This is a genomic window from Secundilactobacillus similis DSM 23365 = JCM 2765, assembly GCF_001311075.1.
GTDB lineage: Bacteria > Bacillota > Bacilli > Lactobacillales > Lactobacillaceae > Secundilactobacillus > Secundilactobacillus similis.
In genome coordinates, this window is record NZ_BBAD01000042.1 from 14,766 (window position 1) to 28,110 (window position 13,345).

General features: G+C 47.6%; 14 protein-coding genes and 2 pseudogenes. 4 read left to right on the plus strand and 12 right to left on the minus strand.

Translation table 11 applies throughout. From position 1 onward, the window contains the following. From JCM2765_RS10060 to JCM2765_RS10065, 3 genes are all read right to left on the minus strand, one after another. On the minus strand, positions 1–315 hold the full coding sequence (locus tag JCM2765_RS10060; protein ID WP_082405083.1) for a DMT family transporter: 315 nt from the start codon (positions 313–315) through the stop codon (positions 1–3). An 82-nt stretch (positions 316–397) separates the two neighbouring features. Beyond that, the gene (locus JCM2765_RS17180; protein WP_156301758.1) at positions 398–571 is read right to left on the minus strand and encodes a hypothetical protein; all 174 of its coding nucleotides are present in this window, start codon (positions 569–571) and stop codon (positions 398–400) included. A 2-nt stretch (positions 572–573) separates the two neighbouring features. Beyond that, positions 574–1,269 carry an NAD(P)H-dependent oxidoreductase gene (locus JCM2765_RS10065; RefSeq protein WP_054736486.1) on the minus strand — a complete coding sequence of 232 codons (696 nt, stop codon included), beginning with the start codon at positions 1,267–1,269 and terminating at the stop codon, positions 574–576. Positions 1,270–1,544: 275 nt separating this feature from the next. On the opposite strand from JCM2765_RS10065, the gene JCM2765_RS10070 reads away from it, so the two are divergent. Together JCM2765_RS10070 and JCM2765_RS10075 are read left to right on the plus strand one after the other, a co-directional pair. After that, the gene (locus tag JCM2765_RS10070) at positions 1,545–2,393 is read left to right on the plus strand and encodes a transporter substrate-binding domain-containing protein (protein WP_054736487.1); all 849 of its coding nucleotides are present in this window, start codon (positions 1,545–1,547) and stop codon (positions 2,391–2,393) included. A 13-nt stretch (positions 2,394–2,406) separates the two neighbouring features. Continuing rightward, on the plus strand, positions 2,407–3,081 hold the full coding sequence (locus JCM2765_RS10075; RefSeq protein ID WP_054736488.1) for an amino acid ABC transporter permease: 675 nt from the start codon (positions 2,407–2,409) through the stop codon (positions 3,079–3,081). Positions 3,082–3,447: 366 nt separating this feature from the next. On the opposite strand, the gene JCM2765_RS10080 is transcribed toward JCM2765_RS10075, so the two are convergent. Beyond that, a complete protein-coding gene (locus JCM2765_RS10080) occupies positions 3,448–4,080 on the minus strand; it encodes an NAD(P)-dependent oxidoreductase (protein ID WP_054736489.1) in 633 nt (210 codons plus the stop codon). Positions 4,081–4,198: 118 nt separating this feature from the next. Here JCM2765_RS10080 and JCM2765_RS10085 point away from each other — a divergent pair. Further along, positions 4,199–4,542 (plus strand): annotated as a pseudogene (locus tag JCM2765_RS10085) (winged helix-turn-helix transcriptional regulator). A gap of 159 nt (positions 4,543–4,701) precedes the next feature. On the opposite strand, the gene JCM2765_RS10090 reads toward JCM2765_RS10085, so the two are convergent. The 7 genes and pseudogenes from JCM2765_RS10090 to JCM2765_RS10115 all read right to left on the minus strand — a co-directional run bounded on the left by JCM2765_RS10090 (position 4,702) and on the right by JCM2765_RS10115 (position 9,547). After that, positions 4,702–4,902 (minus strand): cold-shock protein, encoded by a 201-nt coding sequence (locus tag JCM2765_RS10090; RefSeq protein ID WP_054736490.1) that lies wholly within the window; start codon positions 4,900–4,902, stop codon positions 4,702–4,704. A gap of 305 nt (positions 4,903–5,207) precedes the next feature. After that, entirely contained in the window at positions 5,208–5,525 is a 318-nt protein-coding gene (locus JCM2765_RS10095; protein WP_054736492.1) for a hypothetical protein, read from the minus strand. Between the two features lie 118 nt (positions 5,526–5,643). Continuing rightward, positions 5,644–5,958, minus strand: coding sequence for a DUF4811 domain-containing protein (locus tag JCM2765_RS10100; protein WP_162231413.1), 315 nt, complete (start codon positions 5,956–5,958; stop codon positions 5,644–5,646). 20 nt (positions 5,959–5,978) lie between these two features. Further along, on the minus strand, positions 5,979–6,149 hold the full coding sequence (locus JCM2765_RS17185) for a hypothetical protein (RefSeq protein WP_156301759.1): 171 nt from the start codon (positions 6,147–6,149) through the stop codon (positions 5,979–5,981). Between the two features lies 1 nt (position 6,150). Next, positions 6,151–7,538 (minus strand): annotated as a pseudogene (locus JCM2765_RS10105) (MDR family MFS transporter). Between the two features lie 81 nt (positions 7,539–7,619). Beyond that, positions 7,620–8,756 (minus strand): A/G-specific adenine glycosylase, encoded by a 1,137-nt coding sequence (gene mutY, locus JCM2765_RS10110; RefSeq protein ID WP_054736495.1) that lies wholly within the window; start codon positions 8,754–8,756, stop codon positions 7,620–7,622. Beyond that, positions 8,753–9,547 (minus strand): helix-turn-helix domain-containing protein, encoded by a 795-nt coding sequence (locus JCM2765_RS10115; protein WP_054736497.1) that lies wholly within the window; start codon positions 9,545–9,547, stop codon positions 8,753–8,755. Before JCM2765_RS10115 ends, mutY begins: the two co-directional genes overlap by 4 nt. A 146-nt stretch (positions 9,548–9,693) precedes the next feature. On the opposite strand from JCM2765_RS10115, the gene JCM2765_RS10120 reads away from it, so the two are divergent. After that, complete coding sequence (locus JCM2765_RS10120; RefSeq protein ID WP_054736499.1) at positions 9,694–11,220, plus strand: peptide ABC transporter substrate-binding protein; 1,527 nt, start codon at positions 9,694–9,696, stop codon at positions 11,218–11,220. A gap of 241 nt (positions 11,221–11,461) precedes the next feature. On the opposite strand, the gene recQ is transcribed toward JCM2765_RS10120, so the two are convergent. Then, on the minus strand, positions 11,462–13,222 hold the full coding sequence (recQ, locus tag JCM2765_RS10125; RefSeq protein WP_054736500.1) for a DNA helicase RecQ: 1,761 nt from the start codon (positions 13,220–13,222) through the stop codon (positions 11,462–11,464). Positions 13,223–13,345 lie beyond the last annotated feature (123 nt).

Consider the following 13,345-nt stretch of genomic DNA (forward strand, 5'->3'; position numbering starts at 1 on the left):
TCACAGTAGATTCAACATGACCGTGCCCAACATAATGCACACCACGCCAATCACTTTGGTTCGGCTAAAGTGCTCCTTGAAAAACAAGATCCCGATAATCGTGGTAAATAACGTGCCAATTGCGCCCCATAACGCGTACGCCACGCCTAAATCTAACCACTTCAGGGATTTTGCAAACAAGAAGAGGGTGATGGTGTACCCCACAATCAACAGACACGTGGGCCACATTCGGTGAAACCCATCCGCCTCCTTCAAAAGCGAACTACTTACAATTTCAAACACGATTGCCGCAGCTAAAAACGCATACCCCAACATCTCTGCTCACCACCAATAAATTAGTTTTCAGTTCCATTCTAACGCACTTTATTTTCACCGAATATTGCAATTTCGGGTCATTTCACCACTGACTTGGGTTCCACATTCGGCCATCAAGTTCGCCCGATGCTAAGTCGATTCGACGTTGTTGCTCTTTGGCCAATGCCGCTAAGGCCGTCAATAACGCGCGGTCTTGAAAATGCGGTGCCTGGGTCGCCAGTTTTTGAAGCTCGTTTGCCGTCCAATTATCCGCCATGGTTAAAAGTCCTCCGTATCCTGCATCATTTTGATTGTTGCTTGAAGCTCCGCTAGTTGATCCTGGTTAGCGGTCAGCTGATCTAACAATAATGACGCCTGCGTTTGCTGTTCCGCCGGTAACGTCGCCACATAATCCTGAAAGCGAGTTAACAGCCATGCTTCTTCGTCCTTAAAATGACCAAGTGATTCTTGCGTCAAATAACGTTGGTACCGCACCAACAACTGCATTTTCTCCGTTTCGGACTGGTAACCAAACTGATCCACAACTAACGTGGGTAAGAAGGTCATTCCTAACTTGTGTGCCAACGCTTGAAACGGAACGGTTAGCTGAGAGAGCGAGACATTCTCTGGTTGACCTGCCGCATAGTGGCGTTCGGGCGTCCCTAACGAAATCACTAACCCAAGCTCTTTTCCTACCAGCGCACCATCGACTGCTTGATCCGCAAAATGGCGAGTTAGTACTGCATCTTCCCAGATTTTTAAACTAGCCGGCGCACTATACCAGTACAATGGAAACTGGAAAATGATCCGGTCTGCTTGCCGTAAGCTGGTTTGCTCCGCCATAATATCTAGCTCATTAGTTTTTGGTACCGGATGCCACACAACTTTTTCTAATGGTTTCGCCGCCTGCCGTAAAAACTGCTGGGTACTTGAATCCTCAAGTTGCGGGTGGGCAACGATTACAAGGGTTTCCATGGGTCCAATCTCCTTTCATCAACGTATTTTTGACCATTCTAGCACAGTTTGATTTTAATCGGTGATAGTTAAACTCACCCACTCGATGAAATCTATCAATAATTATCGTTGAAAATCTAATCATGATAATTAATTTAAACGAATGTAACTAAATTGAAAATACGACTGAATTGTTCAATTAATAACTTACTTAATGTCAGTATAGTCACTTGCTTAAGCGCTTTCAAGGCCGTATACTGGAGTTATTCTTGTTGTTGGAAAGGGAGTTTATTTTCATGAAAGCACGGCACTTAGGTTGGTTTAAATTATTTGGTTTGGCATTAGTATTTGGTCTTATTTTAACGGGGTGTGGCTCGAAGTCGTCTTCCTCAGCCACTAAAAAGCCCCTCGTCGTTGCGACATCCGGGACGCTGTACCCGACATCGTATCACGATGAGAAGACGAATAAGTTAACTGGTTTTGACGTTCAAATCGTTAAAGCCGTTGGCAAAAAACTTGGCCGCAAAGTCACCTTTAAGGAAATGAACGTTGATGGTCAATTGACGGCGGTTAAGACTGGCAAGGCCGACATGGCTGCCAATGATTTCGGCATTTCACCCGCTCGTAAGAAGGAATTCACCCTCTCCACTCCTTATAAGCACTCCTTTAACAGTATCATGGTTCGGTCAAAGGATGACTCTGGGATTCACTCATGGGCTGACATCAAAGGTAAGCGGTCTGCTGGTGAAGCTGGGACAAGTTACCAGGCACTTGCTAAGCAACTCGGTGCCAAGTTAGTCAACTACGATAACGTGTCAAATGACGTTTACCTTAAGGACGTTAAGAACGGCAAAACTGATATGATTATGAATGACTACTACCTGCAAAAATTAGCCTTAGCTGCTACGCCACACAGTGGGTTGAAGTTATTGAGCAACATGTACTTCACCACTAACGAAGACGGCTCTGGCGTCGGGATCCTCATGAAGCACGGTAACACCAAGTTGGAGAAGCAAGTCAACAAGGCCCTTGCCGAACTTAAGAAGGACGGCACCTTAAAGAAGATCTCTGAAAAGTTCTATGGCGCCGATGTTTCCAAACAACCAAACGTCAAAATTTCGAAAAACTTCACCGTTAAACGGTAGATCAGGCGATTAGATGTCGATTTTAAAATTTCTATCGATTCCCAATTTTTTTAACGCGCCACTGGCGTTCTCGTCGATTCCTCAGATTCTGACTGGTTTTCCTATGTCACTGGGGTTAACGGCCATCAGTTTCATCTTAGCCATGATTTTGGGTCTGTTCCTGACCCTCGCCCAATTGAGTCACTTTCGCCCGCTCCACTGGGCGGCTCGGGCGTTTATCTCGGCGATGCGGGGCATTCCGATGCTGGTTATTTTATTTATTATCTACTTTGGCTTTAATACCGAGGCCCTGCCAGCAGCCACGATTGCATTTACCATCAACTGTAGCGCCTTCATCTCCGAAGTCTTTCGGTCATCGTTTCTCGCCGTTGACCGTGGTCAGTGGGAAGCCGCCTACTCTGTTGGGATGAGTTATTCGCAGGTCGTGCGTGCCATCGTGTTTCCACAAGCGTTTCGAATCGCGATTCCAGCGCTGGGGAACATCTTGTTGGACTTGTTTAAGAGCACGTCACTGGCTGCCATGATCACCGTCAGCGAAATGTTCATGCAGGCCAAGATTGTTGCCGGCGCGCATCAAGATTACATGTCGATCTACATCATGATTGCCGCAATTTACTGGTTCTTCTGTTGGTTACTGACAATTGGCCAGACTGCGTTGGAAAATTACTTAACGCCGGCTGAATCGTAGTTGGTGTTAATAGGAAAAGTGACCGAATCTTATAAAGCGAGATTCGGTCACTTTTTGCTGTCGTTTGTGTTCAGCGTAAGTGTTGGGTGCGATTTTGGTATCTTCAAGTAAGTGATCCTTCGAGTCAGTTAATACTACGCGGATATCCCGATAGGCATCTCCTTTCGAATACGCCCACAACCCAAGCTTTTGATTTGTTTTTACTTCCATATGTGTGTGGCATAAATTTAAAAGAGACAGCTTCCCCCGTCGAAAGCTGGTAGTTCTTAGATCCATATACCCACTTTCTAACAAAAAATAACTGTTGTGTCTGCTTACGGTTATCCGCTAGACAGCGTTGAAAGTCATTATTGCCACCTAAGTTGATTAGCTTCCGATGATAGGCATAGAACGTAGGTACTGATCACTCTGAATCTGATCAATCATAAACGCACCAATATCTTCTCTTGAAATGGCAAGCTTCATTTTTACGTCCCCAAATCCAACCTTAACTTCGCCAGTATAGACCGTATTCTTGGGTGCCATAAACCGGACCAAAGTGAAATCCACATCTGACTCTTGTAACAGGTCCCCAATTTTTTGCATTTCCTCTTTAGCATGTCGGAGTGTAATTCCAGCAATTAGCCCCGGAACCACCGTGATGAATGACTTTGTATCCTTCTCAAAATGGATGCTAGGGGTGCCCCAATCAACTAGACGGGAGATATTTTGGGCTTTCATTGCTCTTAATAATACCCGATGGCCATCCAATGAAGGATAGCCATCGTATCTCCCCATGGGAATACCAACACACCAGACAACTGCGTCGCTCCCCGCTATCGCTGCACTCACTTCAGTGTAATTATCGATTGATCCTTGAATCACATGTAGTCGATCATTGACCACTTGGACTTTTTCTGGATGTCGTACAAATGCATTGACTTCATACCCCGCATTCAAGGCATGTTTAACTGCGTGTTGGCCAATACCACCAGACGCACCAAAAATTGTAATTTTCATCGTTCATCCTCCTGCAGTTTCTTTACACCCATCAGTATATTCGGTATCATATAAAATAATAAGTACGTTAATTTTTAATAGATACTATCTTTTTTGATAGTAAAGGAAGAGGACGCGCATGAAACAAGAATACGATCAATCAAATATTTTAGATTGTCCAATAGCAGACGTTCAGCAAATTATTCATGGTAAATGGGCGATGGTCGTTATCTTCTATTTACGTGATTCAACCTGCGTTTTGGGGAACTAAGTAGAAAAATGCCACAAGTAACCCAAGCGAACTTAACAAAAGAACTCCGTGCCTTAGAAAAATTTGGCTTGGTACACCGTGAAGTTTACAAAGTGGTCCCACCCAAGGTCGAATATTCATTAACCGATATTGGTCAGCGGTTTATCCCAGTCATTGAAGCGTTAGAAACATGGGCCATCGACTATAAGAACACGGGGCATGTGACGCAATAGTGCGGTGCACACTGCGGCCTCACAATATTTCTGAAAAAATACACTGAGGCTCCCTGTACGGGCACTACCTGATTAAAGGTTAGCGACAAGTTAATCATTTATACGCAAAAAAACGATTCGACTATCACTAGTCGAATCGTTTTTAGGCTTAATTAAGAATTAAGCAACAGTAACGTTAGCAGCTTGTGGGCCGCGGTCGCCGTCTTCAACGTCCAAAGTTACCTTTTGGCCTTCTTCAAGAGTCTTGAAGCCGTCAGCGTTGATAGCTGAGAAATGTACGAATACATCTGAGCCGTTTTCAAGAGTGATAAAACCGTAACCTTTGTCAGCGTTGAACCATTTAACAGTACCTTGTTCCATTAGAATGAAACCTCCATGCGCTATGCGCAAATAAATTTTGCATTTGAAACTTTTGAATAAGGAGCCATTCTAAAAAGAACGTTGTACCTTAATTCCGAAGCATAAATACATTACCATTACAATAACAGGTAATTCCGAAAAGTGCAACTATAAAACGCTCAAAAACGCTAATTTATCTGTTTTCATTAGAAGTTCTCATCACTATCTCGTATGCGGTATAAAGCGCTACCAGTATTTTTACAGAGATGAAGGTCTTCTGTGAAATTAGTGTGAAGTCATTTTCAGGTTTAACCCGATTGGTTGGTTTAGCGAACCAAAATCTCGACCTGATTTTTTTGTGGGGCGATGTTTAAGCCCAACACGCGTTCCTTTAAGATTTTAGCGTATTCGTCCAAAACATCGTCTGGTAGTGGCGTACATTCACCCAGCGCACTCAGCACATCATCTGCCGAGAAGACCTTTTCCATATCGATGAATAAGCGCATATTACCAAGCGTATCTCGCAACAGATCCGTTAACAGGCCGTTGGGCTTGCCACTGACATCCGTGATCACAAGTTGCTCACCCACGATTCCGTGGTGGTTTACGGAAACCATTTTTAAGACATCAAATACTGTATCCATGTTTTTCGTCCTCTCATTGCGGCAGTTATTTGTTGCCATTATACACGAAATTACCTCAAATTCACGACTCTACCGTCATATTCTTCAAACTACGCCCGATTCAGCCCGACAAATCCGGTTATCGAAGCGTCGCTACTCGCCAACCGGACTTCAGTTCAAACTGCCACTGTTTCCCAGCAAATTCATGGTTGGGCATCCCAACGTCAAACAGTAAGCGCAATTCTTCATTGCGGTAAACCCAGGTAGTGGTCTTCACCGTCAACCGGGTCTGAGCGGCATTTCGAATCACCTTAGCACTGCCCTTAGCCGGATTGGTTTTCGTTAACTGCTTCGCCAACGGATTAGTGCGGTAAAGGTAAACGGGTTCTCGTCCGGCGGTTCCGAGGGGCTTCACCAGTAAAACCCGACCAGCCTTTGGTTGACTTGATGCCAACGGATAGTGCCGCGTTACCGTCACTCGCTTGAGCCTAAGTGCTGGTTGTAGTTCAAAATCATCGCACCCGCACTACCGACCGTCAACACAAGTCCTAACGTCACCAACAACGTCTTTCGACCACTCGGTTGCGCAAAAATCATCGTTGTTGCAAATAATACGGCGCCGATAAATAAAATCAAAATAATCATGCTAAGCCGCCTCCCTTGAAGGCTTCTTCAATAGGAAGGTCAGACCCAATCCCATGACCCCAAAAATCGTCGCAATCAAAAAGGCGTACCGAAACCCAACGACATTCGCCTGTAGTGCCAAGTGTTTAAATAACACCGGTGTCGCAGTCGCAACGCCATGTCCCGGCGTTTGGTTGTTCGTCACGTTAGACATGACTGAAACCAGCACAGCGGTCCCCATCGATGCAAAGACTTGCCGAGCCGTGTTGTTCACAACGGTCCCGTCACTAATCAAGTTTAACGGCAACGCGTTCATCCCGGTCGTCGTTACGGGCATCATCACCATGGAAATACCAAACATCCGCACCGTGTACAGCGAGACGATGTAAATCACCGGCGTGGTTGCCGTGATCGGAATAAACGAAGCCGTGGTCACCGTCAGCAAAAACATGCCGGTAATCGCCATATTTCGAGCGCCTAGCCGGTCAAACACCCGACCAGTAATCGGGTTCATGGCCCCAATCACGATGGCCCCAGGCAATAACGTTAGCCCAGAAGCAAGCGGCGATTCTCCCCGAATCGTTTGCAAATACAGTGGGAGCACCAACGTAAATCCGTTCATTGACATAAAGGCCACGGCAACTAAAAAGGCCGACAGCGTGAACTCACCATTTTTGAACACCTTCAATTGCAGTAACGGATTCTTAATTTTAAGTGACCGCCAAACGAATAGTGCGACCACGATGACCCCAATCGTTAACGTCACGTACACAATGGGATCCGTCCACTGATAATCGCCAACGGAAGAAAACGCAAACAGCATAGAGCCGAACCCAACGACCGACATTAACACCGACAGCCAATCAATAGGTGCCTTCTTAGTCGGTAACACCTTGCGCAGGGTAAACCACCCCAGTACAAGCACGATCAGTGAAATTGGCATAATCGATAGGAAAAGCATCCGCCATGAATAGTGAATCAGTAGCCACCCGGAAAAGGTTGGGCCAATGGCAGGGGCTAACCCGATCACGATCCCGGCAGTCCCCATTGCGGCCCCCCGTTGCGAGGGTGGAAAAATCGATGTCATGATGGTTTGGTACACTGGTGCAGTGATGCCAACGCCAGCTGCCTGAACGAGTCGACCAATCAAGATCACCCAGAAACTCTGGGCAAAGTAACAGATCACCGTCCCCACCGAGAAAATTAAAATGGCACTTAAATATAATTTACGTGAATCAAATCGTTGCAGAAAAAACCGGTGATTGGAATCACGATTCCCATCACCAACATAAATCCCGTGGTGAGCCACTGCACCGTGTTCGCGTTAATGTGAAACGACGTCATCAACGTTGGAAAGGCCGTGGTTAACATGGTTGACGTCAAAAAGGTGCTGAACGTCCCAATCAACATCGTTAACACTAAGGCAATTCGATTATACGGTCGGCCGTTTTGATCAACCGGCTGACCACTTACTTCATTTGTCACTCGTTGTCATCCCCGATACATTGGTTTTTCTTTTATCATTCGTTTAAACAATTTATCTTGAACCTTCGGAAAGGCCATCGTGCTGATTTCAACTGAATCAAGCCATTTTCCTGGAAAGAAACTTAAATCGGCATCCGCCGCAACCGTTGCTGTTAACAGCGTCACGACCCATTTGCGGTGCGTAAAGGTATGCGTCACTGGTCGCCCACCAATTGGCGTCACCGTCACGGTCAACCCATAGTTGGCTTTCACCCACTGTGGTACTAGCGCTAAGGCCGCCTCGTCACTTACATCGGCAGGGTCAGCATCGCTCAACGCCACTACGTCTGCCTTAGCAATTAGCGGATAGGTCCAAAAATTTGCCAGTAGGCCATCGCTTGGTCGTTTGACCATTAACGTCCGGTCGCCCTGTTGAATGGCCAGCCCATAATAGGCTACTTCCACTGGTCGCGGCTTCTTCGTCTTAACTGGATAGTCAAGTTCAACGCCGTCTAGGTAGGCTTGATTAAAGGCCTTAACTGGTGAGTGTTCGCTATCGGGATTTTTCGCCGTCATATAACTCGATCCCAGATCCATGATAGCTTGGTTAAAGTCCCCCGGCCGTTCTTGTGAGATCACCCGTGAAATGACTTGTTCAAATACCTGACGAGTCTGCGGTTTCGCAATATCATCGTCGATCTTCAGCAACCGCGCAAACACCCGAAACGCATTCCCATCAACAGCTGGCACCGGTTCGTTGAATGCAATGCTGGCAATGGCGCCCGCCGTATACGGTCCGATGCCGGCAAGTTTCTGTAAACCAGCGGCCGTTTGTGGCCATTCACCACCATACTCATCGACGATTTGCCGAGCCGCGCGTTGCAAATTCCGGGCGCGCGAATAGTAACCAAGTCCTTCCCACGCCTTCATCAACTTGGCTTCCGGCGCGGTTGCTAAATCGGCGACCGTTGGAAACTGGGCCATAAACCGGTTGTAGTACGGCATCACGGTTTGAACCTGAGTTTGTTGTAACATGATTTCCGACACCCACACGTGGTAGGGATCGTGGTCCCGTCGCCACGGCAGGTCACGTTTCTCCTGATCATACCACGTTAATAACGTTGTCTGAAACGCTTGAATCTGCTGATCCGTCCATTCGATCACGCTGTTCGCCCCCTAACTGCTACCAGTAATCGCACCACATCAGCAGTTGCCAAGTCGGTTTGAACTGGTTCTTCATAGAATTGGTTCGCTAACACGAGGTGTTGATTCTCCGCAGCCTTGGTCAACTGCTCAAACCCCGCCAAAAGCGGCGTTTCCCGGTCGTGATAGAGCAATAAATACTGCCCCGCCGCCTGCGTCTCATCCGCCGGCAAGTGCCGTGGCGCAACGACTGGTGTATACAGTGCTGTGACCGTTTCATCATCACCATCAGTGATCGCCGTTTTAGGGTGCACTCGTCCAATCATCATGGTCGTTGGCTGTTGTGTAGCCAAGATACGCGTCACGTGGGACTGCAAAGTCGGTGTTAACGTGGCTTCACCCTCTGGTACCGGCGTTGTCCACACATCAACTGGCGGTCGGGTCACCAAAGTCGCTTCATCCGTTACTGCCCGGCTAACGGTCTCAACGTTCGTCAGTTGTTTCGTCACTTGCTCTTGAGCCGCTGTGAGTTGCGCTAACTGATCGGTCAAGCGTTGCTGTTGCGCTTTAAGCACCTCTGGATATGATGTCGCTAGCGCTGTTTTAACCGCCTGTACCGACACCCCGGCAGAAAGTAGCGACCGAACCATCAATAATTGATTAACTTGTGATAAACTATACCCGCGGCGTCCATTTGAATCCCGGGTTTCGGGCGTAAAGACGCCAAGTTGGTCGTACTGATCCAACTGATGCCGATCAATATGTACGATTGCCGCAAACTGTCCAGCAGACAGTCGTTTTTCCGATACCATAATTGATAACCTCATTTCTCATTCAGTCCCGCTGAATCGGGCTAAGTTGTTGTCGTGAAAGGATCCTGACCCATGTCGTTTAAGTTTCGTTTTCTAGGCTCATCAGTCTGCTCCTGCTATTAGGGGCTTGTAGTCGAACACCCACAATGAAAAAACAGGTCACCGATAACCATGGTGTGATGAGCCAAAATCAAACCGCAACCATCGTAGAAGCCACGCCACTGAGCACTGTCGATATTTCAAAAGTTTCAAGCTTCAACAAGCTTCGCAGTTCAACTGAAGGCCTCTATCGACTCGGCAAAAATGGGCGAGTGGATCCCGGTCTAGCCACGGCGGTTAAAATTAGCCATGGTGCGACCGTCTATGACTTTACGATCAGGGATAACGCACGTTGGAGTAACGGCGCGCCCATTACCGCCAGTGATTTCGTCTATTCTTGGAAACGAACGATCGCCAAATCGACTAAATCAGTGAACGCCAATCTGCTGAGCGGCATCAAAAACGCCAGTAAAATTCGCCGGGGACAACTCCCAGCGAGCGCCCTCGGTGTTCAAGCAGTTTCGAACCATCATCTTCGCGTGACGCTTGACCACCCAATCACCTACTTCAAGACCCTGCTAGCCTTCCCATTATTTGCCCCACAATCGAGTACGATGGTGGCCAAATACGGTGCTCAGTATGGTAAGCGGGCAACGACTCAACTTTACAGCGGGCCATTTAAACTCGTGAAATGGCATAGCGGTAGCCTAACGCGAACGTTGGTCCCCAATCCCTACTACTGGGATAAGGCCCACGTTTACCTCCACCGTTTAACGATCACCACGTCAAAATCACCGGCAGCTGACCTAGCGAGTTTTCAGGCCCACCACGCTGACGAGATTCAATTATCAGGTAACCAGATTCCAAAAGTGGAAACGCAACCCGATTACGTGGTCCGCCCCTTCTCAGCGATGCGATTCATCTCATATAATTTTAACACAACCAATCAACAAGCAAAGAAATTGCTTCAAAACCGAAACGCGCGCCTCGCCATTTCCCATGCGATCAACCGTCGCCAACTGATCAACAACGCGTTAAAAAACGCCTCCTTACCACCAAGAGGACTGGTTACTGCGGGCTTGAGTAAGAATCCCCAAACTGGCTCTGATTTCGCCGATCAGCAACGCGCCGTCAACCGTGTTAAGGGCAATCTCAAATTAGCCCAACAGGAATGGCAACTTGCTCAAAAACAAACGGGTAAAACGCACCAAACCTTAACGCTAACCACACCAAATGACGCCACCAGCTTACAGGTTTCAAAAGAAGTCAAATCCCAACTCACCAAAACCCTTCCCGGACTGCGCATTAAACTGGTCACCGGGAGCTTTACCGAAAACAACCAACGCGGTCTCGCCGGTGACTTTGAACTGTTCCTGTCGTACTGGGGTGCCGATTATCCCGATCCGCTCTCTTTCTTACAGATTATGACCACCCGCAGCCGACACAACTACGGTCACTGGGAAAACGATCGCTATAATGATCTAGTCACCAAAGTTAGCAGTAGCAACCTCTCCGCTATTGACCGTTGGAACACAATGCTGACGGCGGAAGAAGTGCTGATGAAGGACCAAGCGTCACGCCACTGTATCAACAGGCAACCTCCTACCTCACTAACCCCAAACTTAACGGGGTGATCCATAATAGTAGTGGGGTGGCATCGGATTATAAACAGGCTTATATGGTGAAGTAATCGGCTAACTTTAGGCACCAAGTATCGTCTCGCTCGCCACTCTGATTCGCACACGCAACTTCCAACAACATTTAAAACCGCCTCGCGGATTCCAAAATTAGGAATCTGCGAGGCGGTTTGCGTTTATTCTAGTATTTAAGCTCAACCAAAATTAAATAATTGACGATAAGGCACGGTGCTGCTTGTTACTCAGCCTGCTTGGCGTTTTCTTGCAGCACCGCCAAAAATGCCTCGCCATACCGCTCTAGTTTACTTTGACCAATTCCTTTAACATCCAACATGTCATTTAAAGTCTTTGGCATCACAACGCACATATCACGTAACGTTTTATCCGAGAAGATAACGAACGGTGGCACACCTTGCTTTTCCGCAAATTCTCGCCGCAGTGCGCGTAAAGCTTCGAATAGCTCATCGTTTTGTGGTAACGCCTTGCTAGCCTTAACTGCGACCTTCCGGAAAACTTGTTCCTTCCCCGTCAAAACCTTAACACCCAGTGCGGTGATCTTCAAAATGGGATACTGCCCACCATCCGCGGCTAAATACCCTGAGGCCGTTAGGAAGTCGATCAACTCCGTAATGGATTTTTGCGCCCGACCCTTCATCAACCCAAACGTCGATAACGTGTCGAAGTGGAACTGCTTCACCCGTTGGTTATGAGAACCCGCCAAGACTTGCGCCACGAATCCCTTACCAAATCGTTCGTCCATCCGTTTCACGCAAGAGAGCACCTTCTGCGTTTCTATCGTAATATCTTGCGACTCGCGGTCGTCTAAACAGTTGCTACACTGACCGCAGTCCTCGCCCTCTTCACCAAAGTAGGCCAGAATATAGCGCTGCAAGCACTCCTGCGTGTTAGCATACTGGGACATCGCCTGGAGTTTTTCATACTCCTGTTGCTTACTAGCCTCGTCACGCTCGGATTGTTCGATCAAAAAGTGTTGAATCTGAACATCCGCCAGTTTAAATAACAGGATTGCTTCACTAGGCAACCCATCTCGCCCAGCTCGGCCAGCTTCTTGGTAGTAGGCTTCCAAGCTACCGGGAACTTGCGCGTGAATGACGAACCGCACGTTACTCTTATCGATGCCCATCCCGAAGGCATTTGTCGCCACCATCACTGGGGTTCGATCATAGAGGAAGTCTTCCTGATTTTGGCGTCGTTCCGCCTTATCCAGGCCGCCATGGTACATCGTGACGGCCACTTTTTTGCGTTCCAGTAACTTCGTTAATCGCTCAACTTCTTTTCGCGTACTAGCATAAACGATTCCGGACTGATCCGGATTAGCCTGCAAGTAATCAATTAAAAAGCGATCCTCATCTTGATCTTTGACGACTTTAAACGCTAAGTTAGGGCGTGAAAAACCGGTCTCGACTTTTTTATCGATGCCCAACCGTTGCATAATATCAGCCGCAACCCGTGGTGTCGCCGTTGCCGTTAGTGCAATGATCGTCGGATTAGACGGCAACTGCTGAATCGTGGTCGCTAGATTTAAATAACTCGGCCGAAAATCATGCCCCCACTGCGAGATACAGTGCGCTTCATCAATTGCTACCAAGTCGATCGGCAATTCAGCCAAACGGGCAAAATACCCCGAATCCAGCCGCTCTGGTGACACGTACAGCAATTTAACCTGTTGCGTGGCGGCTTGATCAAATCGTTCATTGATTTCTTGGTAACTCAGCGAACTATTAATAAAGGTCGCCGGAATGCCGTTTTCGTTCAGGGCATCCACTTGATCCTTCATCAACGAGATCAACGGCGACACCACCAACGTCACCCCGGGCACAATCAGCGCCGGAATCTGGTAACACAGCGATTTGCCACCACCAGTTGGCATGATTGCTAACGTGGGCTGATGATCCAGCACCGCATCGATCACCTCTTGTTGGCCGGTACGAAACGTATCGTACCCGAATTGGGTCTTTAAAATACTTTGGGGCGTCATGAAGTCAATTCCTTTCTATCATTATCCTACAATCAGTTTAGCAGGCCACTTCGGCAACGGCAAGCTTGCGTGTTCGTTGATAGTTAGTTACGCGATGATTGTTGCTTTAGTTTGTGCTGTCGT

Coding starts and splice junctions, on each gene's coding strand:
- recQ (WP_054736500.1), bottom strand. CDS start 13,222: ATGACGCCCCAAAGTATTTTAAAGACCCAATTCGGGTACGATACGTTT.
- JCM2765_RS10090 (WP_054736490.1), bottom strand. CDS start 4,902: ATGGAACAAGGTACTGTTAAATGGTTCAACGCTGACAAAGGTTACGGT.
- JCM2765_RS10060 (WP_082405083.1), bottom strand. CDS start 315: ATGTTGGGGTATGCGTTTTTAGCTGCGGCAATCGTGTTTGAAATTGTA.
- JCM2765_RS10080 (WP_054736489.1), bottom strand. CDS start 4,080: ATGAAAATTACAATTTTTGGTGCGTCTGGTGGTATTGGCCAACACGCA.
- JCM2765_RS17185 (WP_156301759.1), bottom strand. CDS start 6,149: ATGATTATTTTGATTTTATTTATCGGCGCCGTATTATTTGCAACAACG.
- JCM2765_RS10120 (WP_054736499.1), top strand. CDS start 9,694: ATGAAAAAACAGGTCACCGATAACCATGGTGTGATGAGCCAAAATCAA.
- JCM2765_RS10095 (WP_054736492.1), bottom strand. CDS start 5,525: ATGGATACAGTATTTGATGTCTTAAAAATGGTTTCCGTAAACCACCAC.
- JCM2765_RS10070 (WP_054736487.1), top strand. CDS start 1,545: ATGAAAGCACGGCACTTAGGTTGGTTTAAATTATTTGGTTTGGCATTA.
- JCM2765_RS10065 (WP_054736486.1), bottom strand. CDS start 1,269: ATGGAAACCCTTGTAATCGTTGCCCACCCGCAACTTGAGGATTCAAGT.
- JCM2765_RS10115 (WP_054736497.1), bottom strand. CDS start 9,547: ATGGTATCGGAAAAACGACTGTCTGCTGGACAGTTTGCGGCAATCGTA.
- JCM2765_RS17180 (WP_156301758.1), bottom strand. CDS start 571: ATGGCGGATAATTGGACGGCAAACGAGCTTCAAAAACTGGCGACCCAG.
- JCM2765_RS10075 (WP_054736488.1), top strand. CDS start 2,407: ATGTCGATTTTAAAATTTCTATCGATTCCCAATTTTTTTAACGCGCCA.